Origin of the sequence: Haemophilus parainfluenzae, assembly GCF_014931275.1 — a bacterium.
Taxonomy (GTDB): Bacteria; Pseudomonadota; Gammaproteobacteria; order Enterobacterales; family Pasteurellaceae; genus Haemophilus_D.
The window spans coordinates 999298-1012556 of the sequence record NZ_CP063110.1; the positions used below are offsets into that span (position 1 = coordinate 999298).

Annotated in this window: 13 protein-coding genes and 4 tRNA genes; 7 read left to right on the forward strand and 10 right to left on the reverse strand. The window is 39.3% G+C overall.

Annotation, left to right across the window (positions count from 1 at the left end):
• Position 1 precedes the first annotated feature (1 nt).
• Positions 2–691 (reverse strand): aquaporin Z, encoded by a 690-nt coding sequence (aqpZ, locus tag INQ00_RS04895; RefSeq protein WP_070868735.1) that lies wholly within the window; start codon positions 689–691, stop codon positions 2–4.
• A gap of 227 nt (positions 692–918) precedes the next feature.
• Here aqpZ and metJ point away from each other — a divergent pair, with 227 nt between their 5' ends.
• Positions 919–1236, forward strand: coding sequence for a met regulon transcriptional regulator MetJ (gene metJ / locus INQ00_RS04900; RefSeq protein WP_005696757.1), 318 nt, complete (start codon positions 919–921; stop codon positions 1234–1236).
• 1 nt (position 1237) lies between these two features.
• Here metJ and cueR read toward each other — a convergent pair whose 3' ends face one another.
• A complete protein-coding gene (gene cueR, locus INQ00_RS04905) occupies positions 1238–1624 on the reverse strand; it encodes a Cu(I)-responsive transcriptional regulator (RefSeq protein WP_197547473.1) in 387 nt (128 codons plus the stop codon).
• A gap of 80 nt (positions 1625–1704) precedes the next feature.
• Between cueR and INQ00_RS04910 the strand changes: the two genes are divergently transcribed.
• Together INQ00_RS04910 and INQ00_RS04915 are read left to right on the forward strand one after the other, a co-directional pair.
• Positions 1705–1914 carry a heavy-metal-associated domain-containing protein gene (locus INQ00_RS04910; RefSeq protein WP_070868737.1) on the forward strand — a complete coding sequence of 70 codons (210 nt, stop codon included), beginning with the start codon at positions 1705–1707 and terminating at the stop codon, positions 1912–1914.
• A complete protein-coding gene (locus INQ00_RS04915) occupies positions 1901–4069 on the forward strand; it encodes a heavy metal translocating P-type ATPase (RefSeq protein ID WP_197547474.1) in 2169 nt (722 codons plus the stop codon). The genes INQ00_RS04910 and INQ00_RS04915 overlap by 14 nt, the downstream gene beginning before the upstream one ends.
• A gap of 37 nt (positions 4070–4106) precedes the next feature.
• Here INQ00_RS04915 and cpxA read toward each other — a convergent pair whose 3' ends face one another.
• From cpxA to yejK, 4 genes are all read right to left on the reverse strand, one after another.
• Positions 4107–5510, reverse strand: coding sequence for an envelope stress sensor histidine kinase CpxA (cpxA, locus tag INQ00_RS04920; protein WP_197542864.1), 1404 nt, complete (start codon positions 5508–5510; stop codon positions 4107–4109).
• Entirely contained in the window at positions 5510–6214 is a 705-nt protein-coding gene (locus tag INQ00_RS04925) for a response regulator (RefSeq protein ID WP_197547475.1), read from the reverse strand. The genes cpxA and INQ00_RS04925 overlap by 1 nt, the downstream gene beginning before the upstream one ends.
• A 63-nt stretch (positions 6215–6277) precedes the next feature.
• Entirely contained in the window at positions 6278–6691 is a 414-nt protein-coding gene (gene bamE, locus INQ00_RS04930; RefSeq protein WP_014064861.1) for an outer membrane protein assembly factor BamE, read from the reverse strand.
• Positions 6692–6753: 62 nt separating this feature from the next.
• A complete protein-coding gene (gene yejK / locus INQ00_RS04935) occupies positions 6754–7770 on the reverse strand; it encodes a nucleoid-associated protein YejK (protein WP_197547476.1) in 1017 nt (338 codons plus the stop codon).
• Between the two features lie 139 nt (positions 7771–7909).
• Between yejK and INQ00_RS04940 the strand changes: the two genes are divergently transcribed.
• From INQ00_RS04940 to INQ00_RS04950, 3 genes are all read left to right on the forward strand, one after another.
• Entirely contained in the window at positions 7910–8128 is a 219-nt protein-coding gene (locus tag INQ00_RS04940; protein WP_014064863.1) for a YejL family protein, read from the forward strand.
• 1 nt (position 8129) lies between these two features.
• Complete coding sequence (locus tag INQ00_RS04945) at positions 8130–9872, forward strand: DUF3413 domain-containing protein (protein ID WP_197547477.1); 1743 nt, start codon at positions 8130–8132, stop codon at positions 9870–9872.
• Between the two features lie 191 nt (positions 9873–10063).
• Positions 10064–11056, forward strand: a complete 993-nt coding sequence (locus tag INQ00_RS04950; protein ID WP_049383223.1) for an amidohydrolase family protein — start codon at positions 10064–10066, stop codon at positions 11054–11056.
• 118 nt (positions 11057–11174) lie between these two features.
• On the opposite strand, the gene INQ00_RS04955 is transcribed toward INQ00_RS04950, so the two are convergent.
• The 4 genes from INQ00_RS04955 to INQ00_RS04970 form a co-directional block, all read right to left on the reverse strand.
• Positions 11175–11250, reverse strand: a tRNA-Val gene (locus tag INQ00_RS04955).
• A gap of 47 nt (positions 11251–11297) precedes the next feature.
• Positions 11298–11373: transfer RNA gene (locus INQ00_RS04960), tRNA-Val, on the reverse strand.
• A 59-nt stretch (positions 11374–11432) separates the two neighbouring features.
• Positions 11433–11508: transfer RNA gene (locus INQ00_RS04965), tRNA-Val, on the reverse strand.
• Between the two features lie 44 nt (positions 11509–11552).
• Positions 11553–11628, reverse strand: a tRNA-Val gene (locus INQ00_RS04970).
• A gap of 172 nt (positions 11629–11800) precedes the next feature.
• Here INQ00_RS04970 and gltX point away from each other — a divergent pair.
• Complete coding sequence (gltX, locus tag INQ00_RS04975; RefSeq protein WP_070775673.1) at positions 11801–13243, forward strand: glutamate--tRNA ligase; 1443 nt, start codon at positions 11801–11803, stop codon at positions 13241–13243.
• Positions 13244–13259 lie beyond the last annotated feature (16 nt).

Sequence of the window (13259 nt, forward strand, 5' to 3'; positions counted from 1 at the left end):
CTTAGTTATTTTTCGCTAATAAAGTGCGGTAGATAATACCACCTAAAATACCACCGATAATTGGCGCAACCCAGAATAACCATAATTGGTCGATTGCCCAAGAACCTTGGAATACCGCAACTGCAGTACTACGAGCCGGGTTTACAGAGGTATTTGATACAGGAATGCTGATTAAGTGGATTAATGTTAAGCCTAAACCAATTGCAATTGGCGCAAAACCTGCAGCTGCATTTTTATGAGTTGAACCCATGATGATTAATAAGAAGAATGCAGTCAATAATACTTCTGCTACGAATACTGCTTCTAAAGAATAACCTTCAGGAGAGTGTTCGCCGTAGCCATTAGATGCAAAACCTGCAGTCACATCAAAGCTCGCTTTACCTGATGCGATAAGATAAAGTGCAGCACCCGCTACTAAACCACCAACTACTTGAGAAACGATGTATGGAAGAGCATCTTTCGCAGAGAAACGACCGCCTGCTACTAAACCAAGTGTTACAGCTGGGTTAAAGTGCCCACCAGAAATGTGACCTACTGCGTAAGCCATGGTTAATACGGTTAAACCGAAGGCAAATGCAACGCCCACATAACCGATACCTAGGTTGACAGAAGCAGCAAAGATTGCACTACCACAACCACCGAAAACTAACCAAAATGTGCCGAAGAATTCAGCAAAAAGTTTTTTTGACATAATAGACCTCAATATTAAACATGTCGTTATCTTCAAATAACAATAATGTATTGCGAATGCAACAGGCATTTAGTCAAAGGTAATGGTTTTTAGTTCTGCAAATTATTGTAAATGTTTGTAAGTGAATGTAAGGGAAATAGCATGCTATACTTTTAGCCGTCTAGATTGTCATTTTGCTTATTTTTCATTAAAATACGGATAAATTATCAGGTTATTTAAGGTGCATTATGGCAAACTGGGATGGCAAATATATTAGCCCTTATGCAGAGCATGGCAAAAAGAGCGAGCAAGTCAAAAAAATTACAGTGTCTATTCCAATTAAAGTATTGGAAATTTTGACGAACGAGCGTACGCGTCGTCAGCTGAAAAGTTTGCGTCATGCAACAAATAGTGAATTGCTTTGTGAGGCATTCTTGCATGCTTTTACGGGGCAGCCATTACCGACTGATGCAGATTTAATGAAAGAACGCCATGATGAGATTCCTGAAAATGCCAAAGAGATCATGCGTGATTTAGGCATCGATCCTGAAAGCTGGGAATATTAATTTATCCTTTTAATCCTTCTAAAATACTGCATTCAGGGTAATCATTGCCCTGACAAGCGTTATGCCATCGTTCCAATTCCTCTACCATTTTTTGCAAGTGATGAATTTGCTCATTCAATGTTTTAATATGCTGCGTCGTAAGTGCTTTAACTTCTCGGCTACTACGATTGGGATTATCCTGTAATTGCAAAAGTTGGTGAATTTGTTGGAGTGAAAACCCTACATCTCGAGAGTGACGAATAAAACGTAGTCGTTCTAAATCCTTTTCTTCATAATGGCGATAACCGGAAAGGCTTCGCTGTGCTGGTTTTAATAAGCCGGACTTTTCATAATCCCGAATTTGTTTACTTGATAAACCGACTAATTTTGCCACTTCACTGATGTTCATAAAAAATCCTTGACCTTAACCTTATGTTAAGGTTTATAGTAAACTCAATTTCAATCTATATCAATAATTAAGGAGTAAATATGAAATCAATTACATTACATGTAACAGGAATGACTTGTGGTGGTTGTGTGAAAAGCGTCACAAGAGTGTTAGAAGAACTTAATGGCGTAGAAAAAGCCGTAGTAACACTTGATGATGGTAAAGCAGTGGTTACCTTTGATGAAAGTGCGGTTAGTATTCCACAATTAATTGAAACAATTGAAGAAGCAGGTTTTGATGCAACAGAATAAAAAAATAGCCATTCAAATCGAGGGAATGACCTGTCAATCCTGTGCTAACCGGATTGAAAAGGTGTTGAATCGAAATGATTTTGTCTCTGACGCGGGCGTGAATTTTGCGGCAGAGGAAGCGCACGTAGTATTTGATTCATCTCAGGCTTCAGAACAAGATATTTTGACAATTATTCAAAAAGCGGGATTTAATGGCATTCTAAAGCAAAATGTGCTACCTAGCGCACCTAATGAAACGAAGATTAGTCCGCGTTTATGGTTGCTTTTGTTCATTAACATTCCTTTTTTAATCGGAATGATCGGAATGATGTTTAATCATCATTCTTGGATGATTCCACCAATGTGGCAATTTGTTCTTGCGAGTATTGTGCAACTTTGGTTAGCCATTCCTTTTTATAAAGGTGCGATTGGTAGTATTCGAGGTGGTTTGGCCAATATGGATGTACTGGTAAGTACTGGTACGTTGGTGATTTATCTCTATTCGGTCTTTATGCTGTTTTATCATCAGTCAATGGGACATGATGGCGCATCTCATGTCTATTTTGAAGTATCGGTGATGGTAATTGGTTTTGTCAGCCTAGGGAAATTTCTTGAGGAAAGAACGAAGAAACAAAGCTTAAACAGTTTAGGGCTATTATTACAACTCACCCCAAAACAAGTCAGTGTTCAACGTGAAAATCGTTGGGAAACGATTCCTCTCGATCAAGTAAAAATAGGAGATATTTTACGAGCTAATCAAGGTGAACGTATTGCAGCTGATGGCGTAGTTGAACAGGGTAGTGGTTGGTGCGATGAGAGTCATTTAACCGGTGAATCTCAACCATTAGAAAAAATGTCTCAAAGTCCTGTGCTTGCGGGGGCAATGGTGACACAAGGTAGCCTTATTTATCGAGCCAATCAACTCGGTCAGCAAACCCTATTGGGCGATATGATGAAAGCGCTCTCAGAGGCGCAAGGTACAAAAGCACCGATTGCTCGTTTTGCCGATAAAGTTGCTGCTGTATTTGTGCCAGCCGTGTTATTGATTTCCGCGATAACATTTGGAGCAACCTGGTGGATAAAAGGTGATTGGGTTACCGCTTTAATTCATGCGGTTGCCGTGTTAGTTATCGCTTGTCCTTGTGCGTTAGGGCTTGCTACACCTGCTGCCATAATGGTGGGAATGGGGAAAGCAGTCAATGCAGGGATTTGGTTTAAAGATGCAGCATCCATGGAAGAGGCAGCGCATGTGGATACGGTGGTATTAGATAAAACAGGAACGCTAACTCAAGGAGAACTCAAAATTGCCGCTGTTTGGCAACCACAAAGTGCGCTCTATTCTGAGGAAGATTTATATCGCATTGCGGCTTCCGTTGAGCAAAATGCCAATCATCCTTTAGCTAAAGCGATAGTCCTGGCTGCACAGGAAAAATCACTTGAAATTCCGACCGCACTTTCAGTTCATTCAGAAGTGGGTATGGGCATCTCAGCTCACATTGAAGGAGTTGGTTTGGTTAAAGTGGGTAAGCCGACTTATTGTGACTTAACCTTACTAGATAATATGCAAGAAATTTGGCAAATTGCGAGTATTGTTGCGGTATCTGTAGATAACAACCCAATAGGTGCATTTGCCCTAGCAGACAGTCTAAAAGAGGATAGTTTGCAAGCGATTCAGCGTTTACATCAACATAATATTGATGTGGTGATAATGAGTGGTGATCAGCAATCTGTCGTTGATTATGTTGCCCAACAAGTAGGAGTGAAAACTGCACAGGGTAATTGCAGTCCACGTGACAAAGCTGCTTACATTGAGACATTACGTCAGCAAGGCAAAGTGGTGGCAATGGTTGGTGATGGTGTGAATGATGCACCCGCATTAGCGATGGCTAACGTAAGCTTTGCGATGAAATCGGGTTCTGATGTTGCAGAACAAACTGCATCGGCGACACTCATGCAGCATTCGGTGGATCAGTTAGTCGATGGATTAATGATTTCTCGTGCAACATTAAAAAATATTAAGCAAAACTTATTCTTCGCCTTAATTTACAATGTGTTAGGTATTCCACTTGCCGCATTGGGCTACTTAAGTCCTGTCCTGGCCGGTGCAGCCATGGCGATGAGTTCGCTTTCTGTACTGTCAAATGCACTGCGATTAAAACGGGTGAAAATTAAATAAGAAAAAGGCGATATGAAAATATCGCCTTTTGTTTGAACTAACTTTGTTTCCATAATGGAAGTTGAATAGTGACGGCAAGTCCACCTAAATTACTGGATTCTGCCCATACTTTTCCATGGTGCTCATTAACTACGTTATAAACAATGGTTAATCCCAACCCTGTTCCACCAGTGGCCCGTGTTCGGGTTTCATCTACACGATAAAATGGCTTAAAGATTTTATCAAACTCTTCAGGTGGTAAGCCTAAGCCATTATCATCCACTCGAATTTGTAGGCAGTTCTCATCCTGTTCATTTTTTTGTAAGTTAATAGTGAGAAAAATACGGTCTTTAGTGTATTTCAATGCATTACGAACAATGTTTTCAATTGCACTGGTAAGTAAGCTAAGGTTACCATAAATCATGTGCTTTTCAGGATGTAAGATAGAGATATTCACATCACAAGTTATTTTTCGTTGCTCAGCTTCAAATAGAGCATCCTTTATGACATCGTCCCAGAGTTGATCAATAGAAAATAAATTGTGCTCCATTTGAGAATGCATTTGTTGGCGGGAAATGAGCAGCAATTCACTAATCATCTTATCCATTCGTTGTATTTCTTTTTCAATACGTTTGACGGGTTCAATATCACCTGTTTGATGACGAACTAGCGCAGTGGAAAGCTGCAAACGCGTTAATGGTGTTTTTAATTCATGTGAGATGGATGAAAGTAGATTGTGTTGGTTTGAAATTAGATTATCAATCGCAATCGACATTTTGTTAAAACTTTGACCGACTTCTCGCAATTCTGATGGGCCATGATTCGCTAACTCATTATCAACTTTGAAGTTACCTAATGCCACGCTATTCGCGGCTTTTTGCAAATTGGTAATAGGTTTGACGATGGTGTGAGTAAACCACCAAAGCAAAGGAGTTGTGATAATTAACGTTAAGAGCAGCAAGATCCAAGGGTGATCAAGCATATAACGTAAAATTTCTTGTTGGCCATTTGCTCGAGACACAAAGAATAATTCGGATGCTTGGTCAGAATCGCCAATATAGACTTTAAAAGGTCCTGCAATTTGAATATCTTTAAACGTTTTGCGTTGTGGCTGGGCAAAGTTACTTGATTCTTGGGCGAACTGAGCAATATGTATTCTTTCTTCGCCTAAAGCGCCGAAGATTTCTTTTTCAGGCGTCATGATGACTGGGCGAGCAGAGTCGAATTTATCAGTTGGAAGCACAGGAACGCCTGCGAGAATACCATTGATTCTATTGTTACGGATTGATTCAACGAGTTTCTTTTGATAGCTCGATATTTCATTTTGATTTAAATCTGAGTATAAGCGACTATCAAAATAAGGGAGTGCGACTAAAAGCGCGGTCATGGCAAAGAATGCCAACCAAAAGACAGTGAATGTGCGTATAGTGAGCTGATTTAAGCTAAATTTCTTAATAAGCATTATTCACAAACCAATAAGTAACCACGACCACGTAGCGTTTTCAGCCATGGTAAGCCATTGTCTCTTTCTGGAAGTTTTTTGCGCAAGTTTGACATATGCATATCAATCGAGCGATCGAAAGGAGAAAGGTGTTTGCCAAGCACATTCATACTTAATTCTTCACGCGAGACAATTTGTCCAGGGCGAAGCACAAGTTTATGAAGTAGGGCAAATTCAGAGCCAGTTAGACCGAGATCTTGGCCTTTATAAGAGGCTTGTTGAAGACCAGAATGAAGCACTAAACCACAAAATTCCAATGTATTCTCTTCTGATGGAAGTGCGGTCGAATTTTGAGAACTTTCTGATGGGCTAACGCGACGTAAAATTGCCTTAATGCGGGCAACCAACTCACGATCGTTAAATGGTTTTGGCAAATAGTCATCGGCACCAAGCTCTAAGCCTAGTACACGATCGATTTCTTCACCACGCGCAGTAAGCATCATTACAGGGACGTTTGATGTTTGACGAATTTTCTTGAGTGTTTCAATGCCGTTTAATACAGGCATCATGACATCCAATAAGACTAATTGGTGACTTGAGTTTAACTTGTCTAATGCTTCTTGACCATTATTTGCGACTTCGATTTCAAAACCAGTCAGTCGTAAGACTTCTGCAAGTAAATCTGTTAGTTCAATATCATCATCAACTAATAGAATTTTTGACATTTTTATTCCCTTGTAATACAACGAACCTGCTTGATATGACAAGCAGGTATTGTTTTTTTATGACTACCAGAATTTCCACCAGCTTTTCTTACCTGCGTTTTCAGGTGTGCTGATAATAGTATTATTTTCGTCTTGTTTTGCCACTTCAGGTAATGGCTTATCTAATTCTGCACTGCTCACTAAACCGTTTTGATCGAATTTCACTGTAAATGTGTGCTGTTCAGGTTTTTGGTAAGAGTGTTGTTGTAAGAACACGTAATACCAAGTTAAGTTACTATAAGGATCAATTAAAACCGGTGTGCCAAGTAAATATTGTACTTGTTGGGCTGTCATGCCAGGTTTTACTTGTGCCACAGTAGCCGCTTCTAAATAGTTACCTTGTGGTACATCAATACGATAAACTACTTTTTGTACAGTTGAACAAGAAGTTAAGCTTAATGCTAAAACAACTGCACCTAAAAATGTTTTTAATTGCATATTTTTTACCTTTTACTGCAAAGTTATGTCGAATGATACCGAAACTTTATGATCTTGCCAAATTAATTATCGCACTTTAATGCTTTTTGAAGTTGATCTTTCAAATTTGGTGGTATCCCTTTGATTGTTAAAGTATCTGTAAGTGGATCCCATTCAATACGATTATTCAATAAATCCGCATCAAAACTTAATGTCACCCCTTTACCGGAACCTGAAAATTTCGTTAATGTTTTTAAGGCTGAACGTACTGGTGGAATCGTTTCTTCCAAGCCGTAATCTTGCTCTTCTGTAAAGGTGACAAAAGGGCGCTCGTTTAGAGTCGGTAAATTTGCTGAAAGTTCAGTTAAGGCAATTTCATCACCGCTTGCTAATTGACCTTTGCAGTATTCAAATACCTGTTTTTTCACCGCTTGAGTTTGTTCTTTGTTCAATTCACCCTGTTCACAGTAGTCACTGACTGCTTGTAATAGGCATTGGTTTTGAACTTGCGGATTTAAACCTTCTTCTGCCCCTAAGAAATCCATAAAGAAGTCACTGATTTTACGACCAACGCGACCTTTAATAAAAGTAAGATAGCGGTTTGAGTTTGCGTTTACTTGCAAATCAGTTAGGTTAATTCGTGCAGCAATATCAAATTGTGTGATATCTAAGTATTCTGTACGGCGAATTTCAAGATTTTCGTCAACTAACATACTGATACGACTATCTAACAGGGCGATGAATAAGTAATCAGTTGCTAAAAAGTTATATTGGCATAGGATTAGCGTGCCACTGTCAGCAAAATTATATTTGCCCAATTCTTGCGCTAATAATTTTGTGGATTGTTGGCTGAAATTTAAAAAGTTGATTTCATTTTCTAATAAACGATTCAGATCTTGTGCAAAAATGGAATTATCTTGGAAGACACCAAATGCTTTGCCTTTATTTTGATAACCTTGATGTAATTGCAACATCATTTGTTCGACTTCTGGCGTAATGGTGAGAAGTTCATCACGCAACACACTTTCCATGGTAGTGGTTTCATTTTCAGCGTGCTTAACTAGTTGATGTAGCACGATTTGATTAACCGTAATGCTCATAATTTTTTCCTTCGTAAAATTTACCTTAAATTATAACCGCACTTTTTAAGCAAGAAAAAAGAAATTATTCAGATTGGAGAAATTATCAGGTATGATATGAGAAGTTTTTTTGTATTTAGAACAGGCTTAAACATTCCAAATGGCTCAACATTCAAAGTATTCCGATGGGCAAGTTAATGCCATCATTAACGATATGATTAGCGTGCTTGAAACTCACAAAGCGCCCGTTGATCTTTCTCTTATCGCTTTAGGCAATATGGCCAGTAATTTATTAACCACTAGCGTGCCAGCCGCACAGCGTGAAGCATTAGCACAAGCCTTTGCCAACTCTCTGATGAATTCGGTGAAAACAAAGTAAAATGTGGTGGTTTAAAAAAAGCAAATTCAACGGACGTGAATACCGTGAAGAAACCTCACGAAAAATTTCGTGGGGGCATTGGTTTGCTTTTTTTAACATTATCATCTCAATTCTTATTGGTAGTCGTTATGCCTTTCTCATTGATTGGCCAGACACCTTACTCGGTAAAATTTATTTCTTTATCAGCTTATTAGGGCATTTCAGCTTTTGTGTTTTTGCCTTGTATTTGCTAGTTATTTTCCCGCTGAGTTTCATCATCAAAAATCACCGTACTTTCCGTGGACTAACGGTGATTATCGCGACAATTTGCACCACTTTATTACTGTTTGATACGGAAGTTTTTAACCGCTTCAATATCCACCTTTCTTCTATCGTTTGGAATTTATTAGTTAATCCTGAAAAAGGGGAACTTTCACGAGATTGGCAAATTTTCTTTGCGCCAATGCCGATTATTTTGCTAATCCAAATGCTTTTTTCCCGTTGGAGTTGGGAAAAATTACGTAGTTTAGAACGTCAGAAATGGCTGAAAAAAGTAGGATTCGTGCTGACATCTACTTTTGTTGCAACACATTTAATTTACGCTTGGGCGGATGCATTTTTATATCGTCCGATTACCATGCAACGCTCAAATTTCCCGCTTTCTTATCCAATGACTGCTCGAACCTTTTTGGAAAAACAAGGATTTATTAATGCGGAAACATACTCTCAGCGCTTAGAGCAAGAAGGGCGTTTAGACGCATTAAAACTTGATTATCCGAAAAAAGACCTTCAGTTTGAGCAAGTTGAGAACAAACCAAATATCCTCGTGATTACCGTTTCAGGCTTACGTTATGATGCACTGACTAGTGAGAAAATGCCTAAATTGTTTGAATTTGCCACAAGCTCTACTCAATTTACGAATCATTACAGTAGCGGCAATACGAACAATGCCGGCTTAGTGGGCTTATTTTATGGACTGAATGCGAATTATACGGACAGTATTTTGAGTAATCACACACCGTCGGTATTAATTAAAAAGCTACAAGATGAGAAATATCAATTTGTCACTTATTCGTCTACGGCATTTAAAGATAGCTTATTTAAACAAGCCTTATTCCGTAATGTGAAATTGCCTAAAGTGAAAGCCTCTTCGCCAAAAGACGCGAGAAATGGTGTTTTATCACTCTTAAAAAATGATAAGCCTTGGTTTGCTTATGTGGATTTAGATATTATGGATAAAACGGAAGAAAATTACACCAGATCGATTGCAGATATAGACCAACAGATTGATGAAACCTTAGCATCAGTTTCTTTAGAGAATACGATAGTCATTATTACAGCAGAACATGGTACAACCTTTAATAAACTGGATGAAAAAGATCAAGAAAACTATTTTGGTCGTGATGAAATCCAAGTGCCGTTTATTGTTTACTGGAAAGATTTACCGGTGCAAGAAGTCTCTAAATTAACGAGTCATACTGATTTGTTACCGGCATTGATGTCATCAATCTTTAAAGTGAAAAATCCAGTTTCGGATTATGCACAAGGTCGCAATTTATTTGAGCTTAATGGCGATCCTTGGGCGTTGGCATCGAATTTCCGTTGGAATGTCATTATTCAGCCGGATGGCACACAGTATCATATTGATCGCAAAGGAAACTATAAGAAATTTGACCGCACTTATACTGAGCAATCTTCTAGCCGCCCACCGCTCGGCTTATTCTTAGAGGTTTTCAAACAAGAGCGTTCTTTTATCAATAAATAGATAGCTTTTTTGTGCTTAAAATTTTATACTTTGCACCCAGTTGAAAGACTGAAAAGATGTTATTAATTAAAATCTGCGAATTTTTCATAACATTGTAAACAATTCACAATAGCTCAGATCCTTTATTGGGTTTGCTTTTCAATTAATACACTTCTCGTCTCTCTTTTCCTTTCTTTTTTGGCGGAGTTATTATGAGAAATCACGTTCGTAGCTTTAAAACGTTTATTCGAGACGAAATTATTAAAAAAGGTGGCTGGGTTAATGCCCATGCTCACGCAGATCGTGCTTTTACAATGACACCCGAAAAAATTGGCATTTACCACAACAGTAATCTTCAACAAAAATGGGATTTAGTGGACGAAGTTAAACGCACATCCAGTGTTGATGATTATTACGCTCGTTTCTGTCAATCGATTGAGTTGATGATTTCCCAAGGGGTGACGGCATTTGGTACTTTTGTGGATATTGACCCGATTTGTGAAGACAGAGCCATCATTGCTGCACACAAAGCTCGCGAAGTCTATAAGCATGACATTATTTTGAAATTCGCAAATCAGACCTTAAAAGGGGTCATTGAGCCAGAAGCTCGCAAATGGTTTGATATTGGCTCTGATATGGTCGATATGATTGGTGGCTTGCCTTATCGTGATGAGCTTGATTATGGTCGCGGCCTTGAAGCAATGGACATTCTGCTTGATACTGCTAAATCTCGCGGAATTATGTGTCATGTGCATGTGGATCAATTCAACTCTCCGAAAGAAAAAGAAACTGAGCAGCTTTGTGACAAAACCATCGAACATGGTATGGAAGGTCGAGTCGTGGCAATCCATGGTATTTCCATTGGTGCACATAGCAAAGAATACCGCTATAAACTTTATGAGAAAATGCGTCAGGCAAAAATGATGATGATTGCTTGTCCAATGGCGTGGATTGATAGTAATCGCAAAGAAGATTTAATGCCTTTCCATAATGCACTGACACCGGCAGATGAAATGATTCCAGAGGGAATTACCGTGGCATTAGGTACGGATAATATCTGTGATTACATGGTACCACTTTGCGAAGGGGATTTGTGGCAAGAGCTAAGTTTGCTTGCTGCAGGCTGTCGTTTCCCACATCTTGATGCAATGGTTGATATTGCGAGTATCAACGGACGTAAAGTGTTAGGTTTAGAGCCAGTTTAATCCAAAAGTTAGATAGAAGTGCGGTCATAAAACGAAACGTTTTGTGGCCGTTTTTATTTATAAGATAAAACAGAACTAATGCTAATTTGACTGATTTTAAAACGGACTTTAAGAAAAGTGGTGGGCGATACCGGTCTCGAACCAGTGACCCCCTCCTTGTAAGGGAGGTGCTCTCCCAACTGAGCTAATCGCCCGATGCACCTGAAAAGGTATTCGGATTTATTTAAACACTAAAATTAAGTGGTGGGCGATACCGGTCTCGAACCAGTGACCCCCTCCTTGTAAGGGAGGTGCTCTCCCAACTGAGCTAATCGCCCACATAAGAAAAGCGTTTAAATAATGGGAAAGTTTGAGCGGAAAGAACACTTTAGAAAAGTGGTGGGCGATACCGGTCTCGAACCAGTGACCCCCTCCTTGTAAGGGAGGTGCTCTCCCAACTGAGCTAATCGCCCGCTTGGTCAAACTTTTACAACATTAAAGTTTACTTTGGAAAAAGTGGTGGGCGATACCGGTCTCGAACCAGTGACCCCCTCCTTGTAAGGGAGGTGCTCTCCCAACTGAGCTAATCGCCCTTAATGTTGTGGATTGGCATTATAAGTATAATGAGATTTCAGTCAATATATTTTTATGAAAAAGCGTCTAGTTGTTGCAAAAATAGGCATAAAATCAGATTTTTTATTTAGAAGTCACGCAAGTCGTAGTAAAATAAAGGTAATTTTTGTAAATGAATAGGTTATTAAGAAAATGAAAATTGATCCTCCTTTTGAATTAGATCCGAATGTCAAAGTACGTACGCGTTTTGCCCCAAGCCCGACAGGTTATTTGCACGTGGGCGGTGCACGTACAGCCCTTTATTCTTGGTTATTTGCAAAACATAACAACGGTGAATTTGTATTACGTATTGAAGATACCGATTTAGAGCGTTCTACACCGGAAGCAACAGCGGCAATCATTGAAGGGATGGAGTGGTTAAACCTTGCTTGGGAGCATGGTCCTTATTATCAAACCAAACGCTTTGATCGTTACAATCAAGTGATTGATGAAATGATTGAACAAGGCTTGGCTTATCGTTGCTATTGCTCTAAAGAGCGCCTTGAAGAATTACGTCATACACAAGAGCAAAACAAAGAAAAACCACGTTATGACCGTCATTGTTTACATGATCACAATCATGCAGCCGATGAGCCACATGTTGTGCGTTTTAAAAATCCAACAGAAGGTTCAGTCGTATTTGATGATGCGGTGCGTGGTCGCATTGAAATCAGCAACAGTGAATTAGATGATTTAATTATTCGTCGTACCGATGGTTCACCAACCTACAACTTCTGTGTGGTAGTGGATGACTGGGATATGGGCATTACTCATGTTGTGCGTGGTGAAGACCATATTAACAACACCCCGCGTCAAATTAATATCTTAAAAGCGTTAGGCGCACCAATTCCAGTATATGCGCACGTTTCCATGATTAATGGTGATGATGGCCAAAAACTCTCAAAACGTCATGGTGCGGTAAGTGTGATGCAATATCGTGATGACGGTTATTTACCAGAAGCCTTAATCAATTATCTTGTTCGTTTAGGTTGGGGCCATGGTGACCAAGAGATCTTTACACGTGAAGAAATGATTAAATTCTTCGAATTAGATCACGTGAGTAAATCTGCAAGTGCATTTAACACAGAAAAATTATTGTGGTTAAATCACCACTATATTCGTGAATTACCACCTGAATATGTGGCAAAACACCTTGCATGGCACTATAAAGATCAAGGTATTGATACATCAAATGGCCCAGCATTAACTGAAATCGTGACGATGCTTGCAGAACGTTGTAAAACCTTAAAAGAAATGGCATCAGCAAGCCGTTATTTCTTCGAAGAGTTTGAAAGTTTTGATGAAGCAGCGGTGAAGAAACACTTTAAAGTAGCGGCGATTGAACCACTTGAAAAAGTAAAAGAAAAATTGACCGCACTTTCTAGCTGGGATTTACATTCTACGCATGAAGCGATTGAACAAACCGCGGCTGAATTAGAAGTGGGTATGGGTAAAGTCGGGATGCCATTACGCGTAGCTGTAACAGGCTCAGGTCAATCACCTTCTATGGATGTGACATTAGTGGGTATCGGTCGTGAACGTGTGTTAGCGCGTATCCAACGTGCCATTGATTTTATTAAATCTCAAAACGCTTAATATTTAGGCTGATAAG

Bases quoted from the DNA above. Each gene is read 5' to 3' on its own strand.
- aqpZ (WP_070868735.1), bottom strand. From the start codon at position 691: ATGTCAAAAAAACTTTTTGCTGAATTCTTCGGCACATTTTGGTTAGTT.
- metJ (WP_005696757.1), top strand. From the start codon at position 919: ATGGCAAACTGGGATGGCAAATATATTAGCCCTTATGCAGAGCATGGC.
- cueR (WP_197547473.1), bottom strand. From the start codon at position 1,624: ATGAACATCAGTGAAGTGGCAAAATTAGTCGGTTTATCAAGTAAACAA.
- INQ00_RS04910 (WP_070868737.1), top strand. From the start codon at position 1,705: ATGAAATCAATTACATTACATGTAACAGGAATGACTTGTGGTGGTTGT.
- INQ00_RS04915 (WP_197547474.1), top strand. From the start codon at position 1,901: ATGCAACAGAATAAAAAAATAGCCATTCAAATCGAGGGAATGACCTGT.
- cpxA (WP_197542864.1), bottom strand. From the start codon at position 5,510: ATGCTTATTAAGAAATTTAGCTTAAATCAGCTCACTATACGCACATTC.
- INQ00_RS04925 (WP_197547475.1), bottom strand. From the start codon at position 6,214: ATGTCAAAAATTCTATTAGTTGATGATGATATTGAACTAACAGATTTA.
- bamE (WP_014064861.1), bottom strand. From the start codon at position 6,691: ATGCAATTAAAAACATTTTTAGGTGCAGTTGTTTTAGCATTAAGCTTA.
- yejK (WP_197547476.1), bottom strand. From the start codon at position 7,770: ATGAGCATTACGGTTAATCAAATCGTGCTACATCAACTAGTTAAGCAC.
- INQ00_RS04940 (WP_014064863.1), top strand. From the start codon at position 7,910: ATGGCTCAACATTCAAAGTATTCCGATGGGCAAGTTAATGCCATCATT.
- INQ00_RS04945 (WP_197547477.1), top strand. From the start codon at position 8,130: ATGTGGTGGTTTAAAAAAAGCAAATTCAACGGACGTGAATACCGTGAA.
- INQ00_RS04950 (WP_049383223.1), top strand. From the start codon at position 10,064: ATGAGAAATCACGTTCGTAGCTTTAAAACGTTTATTCGAGACGAAATT.
- gltX (WP_070775673.1), top strand. From the start codon at position 11,801: ATGAAAATTGATCCTCCTTTTGAATTAGATCCGAATGTCAAAGTACGT.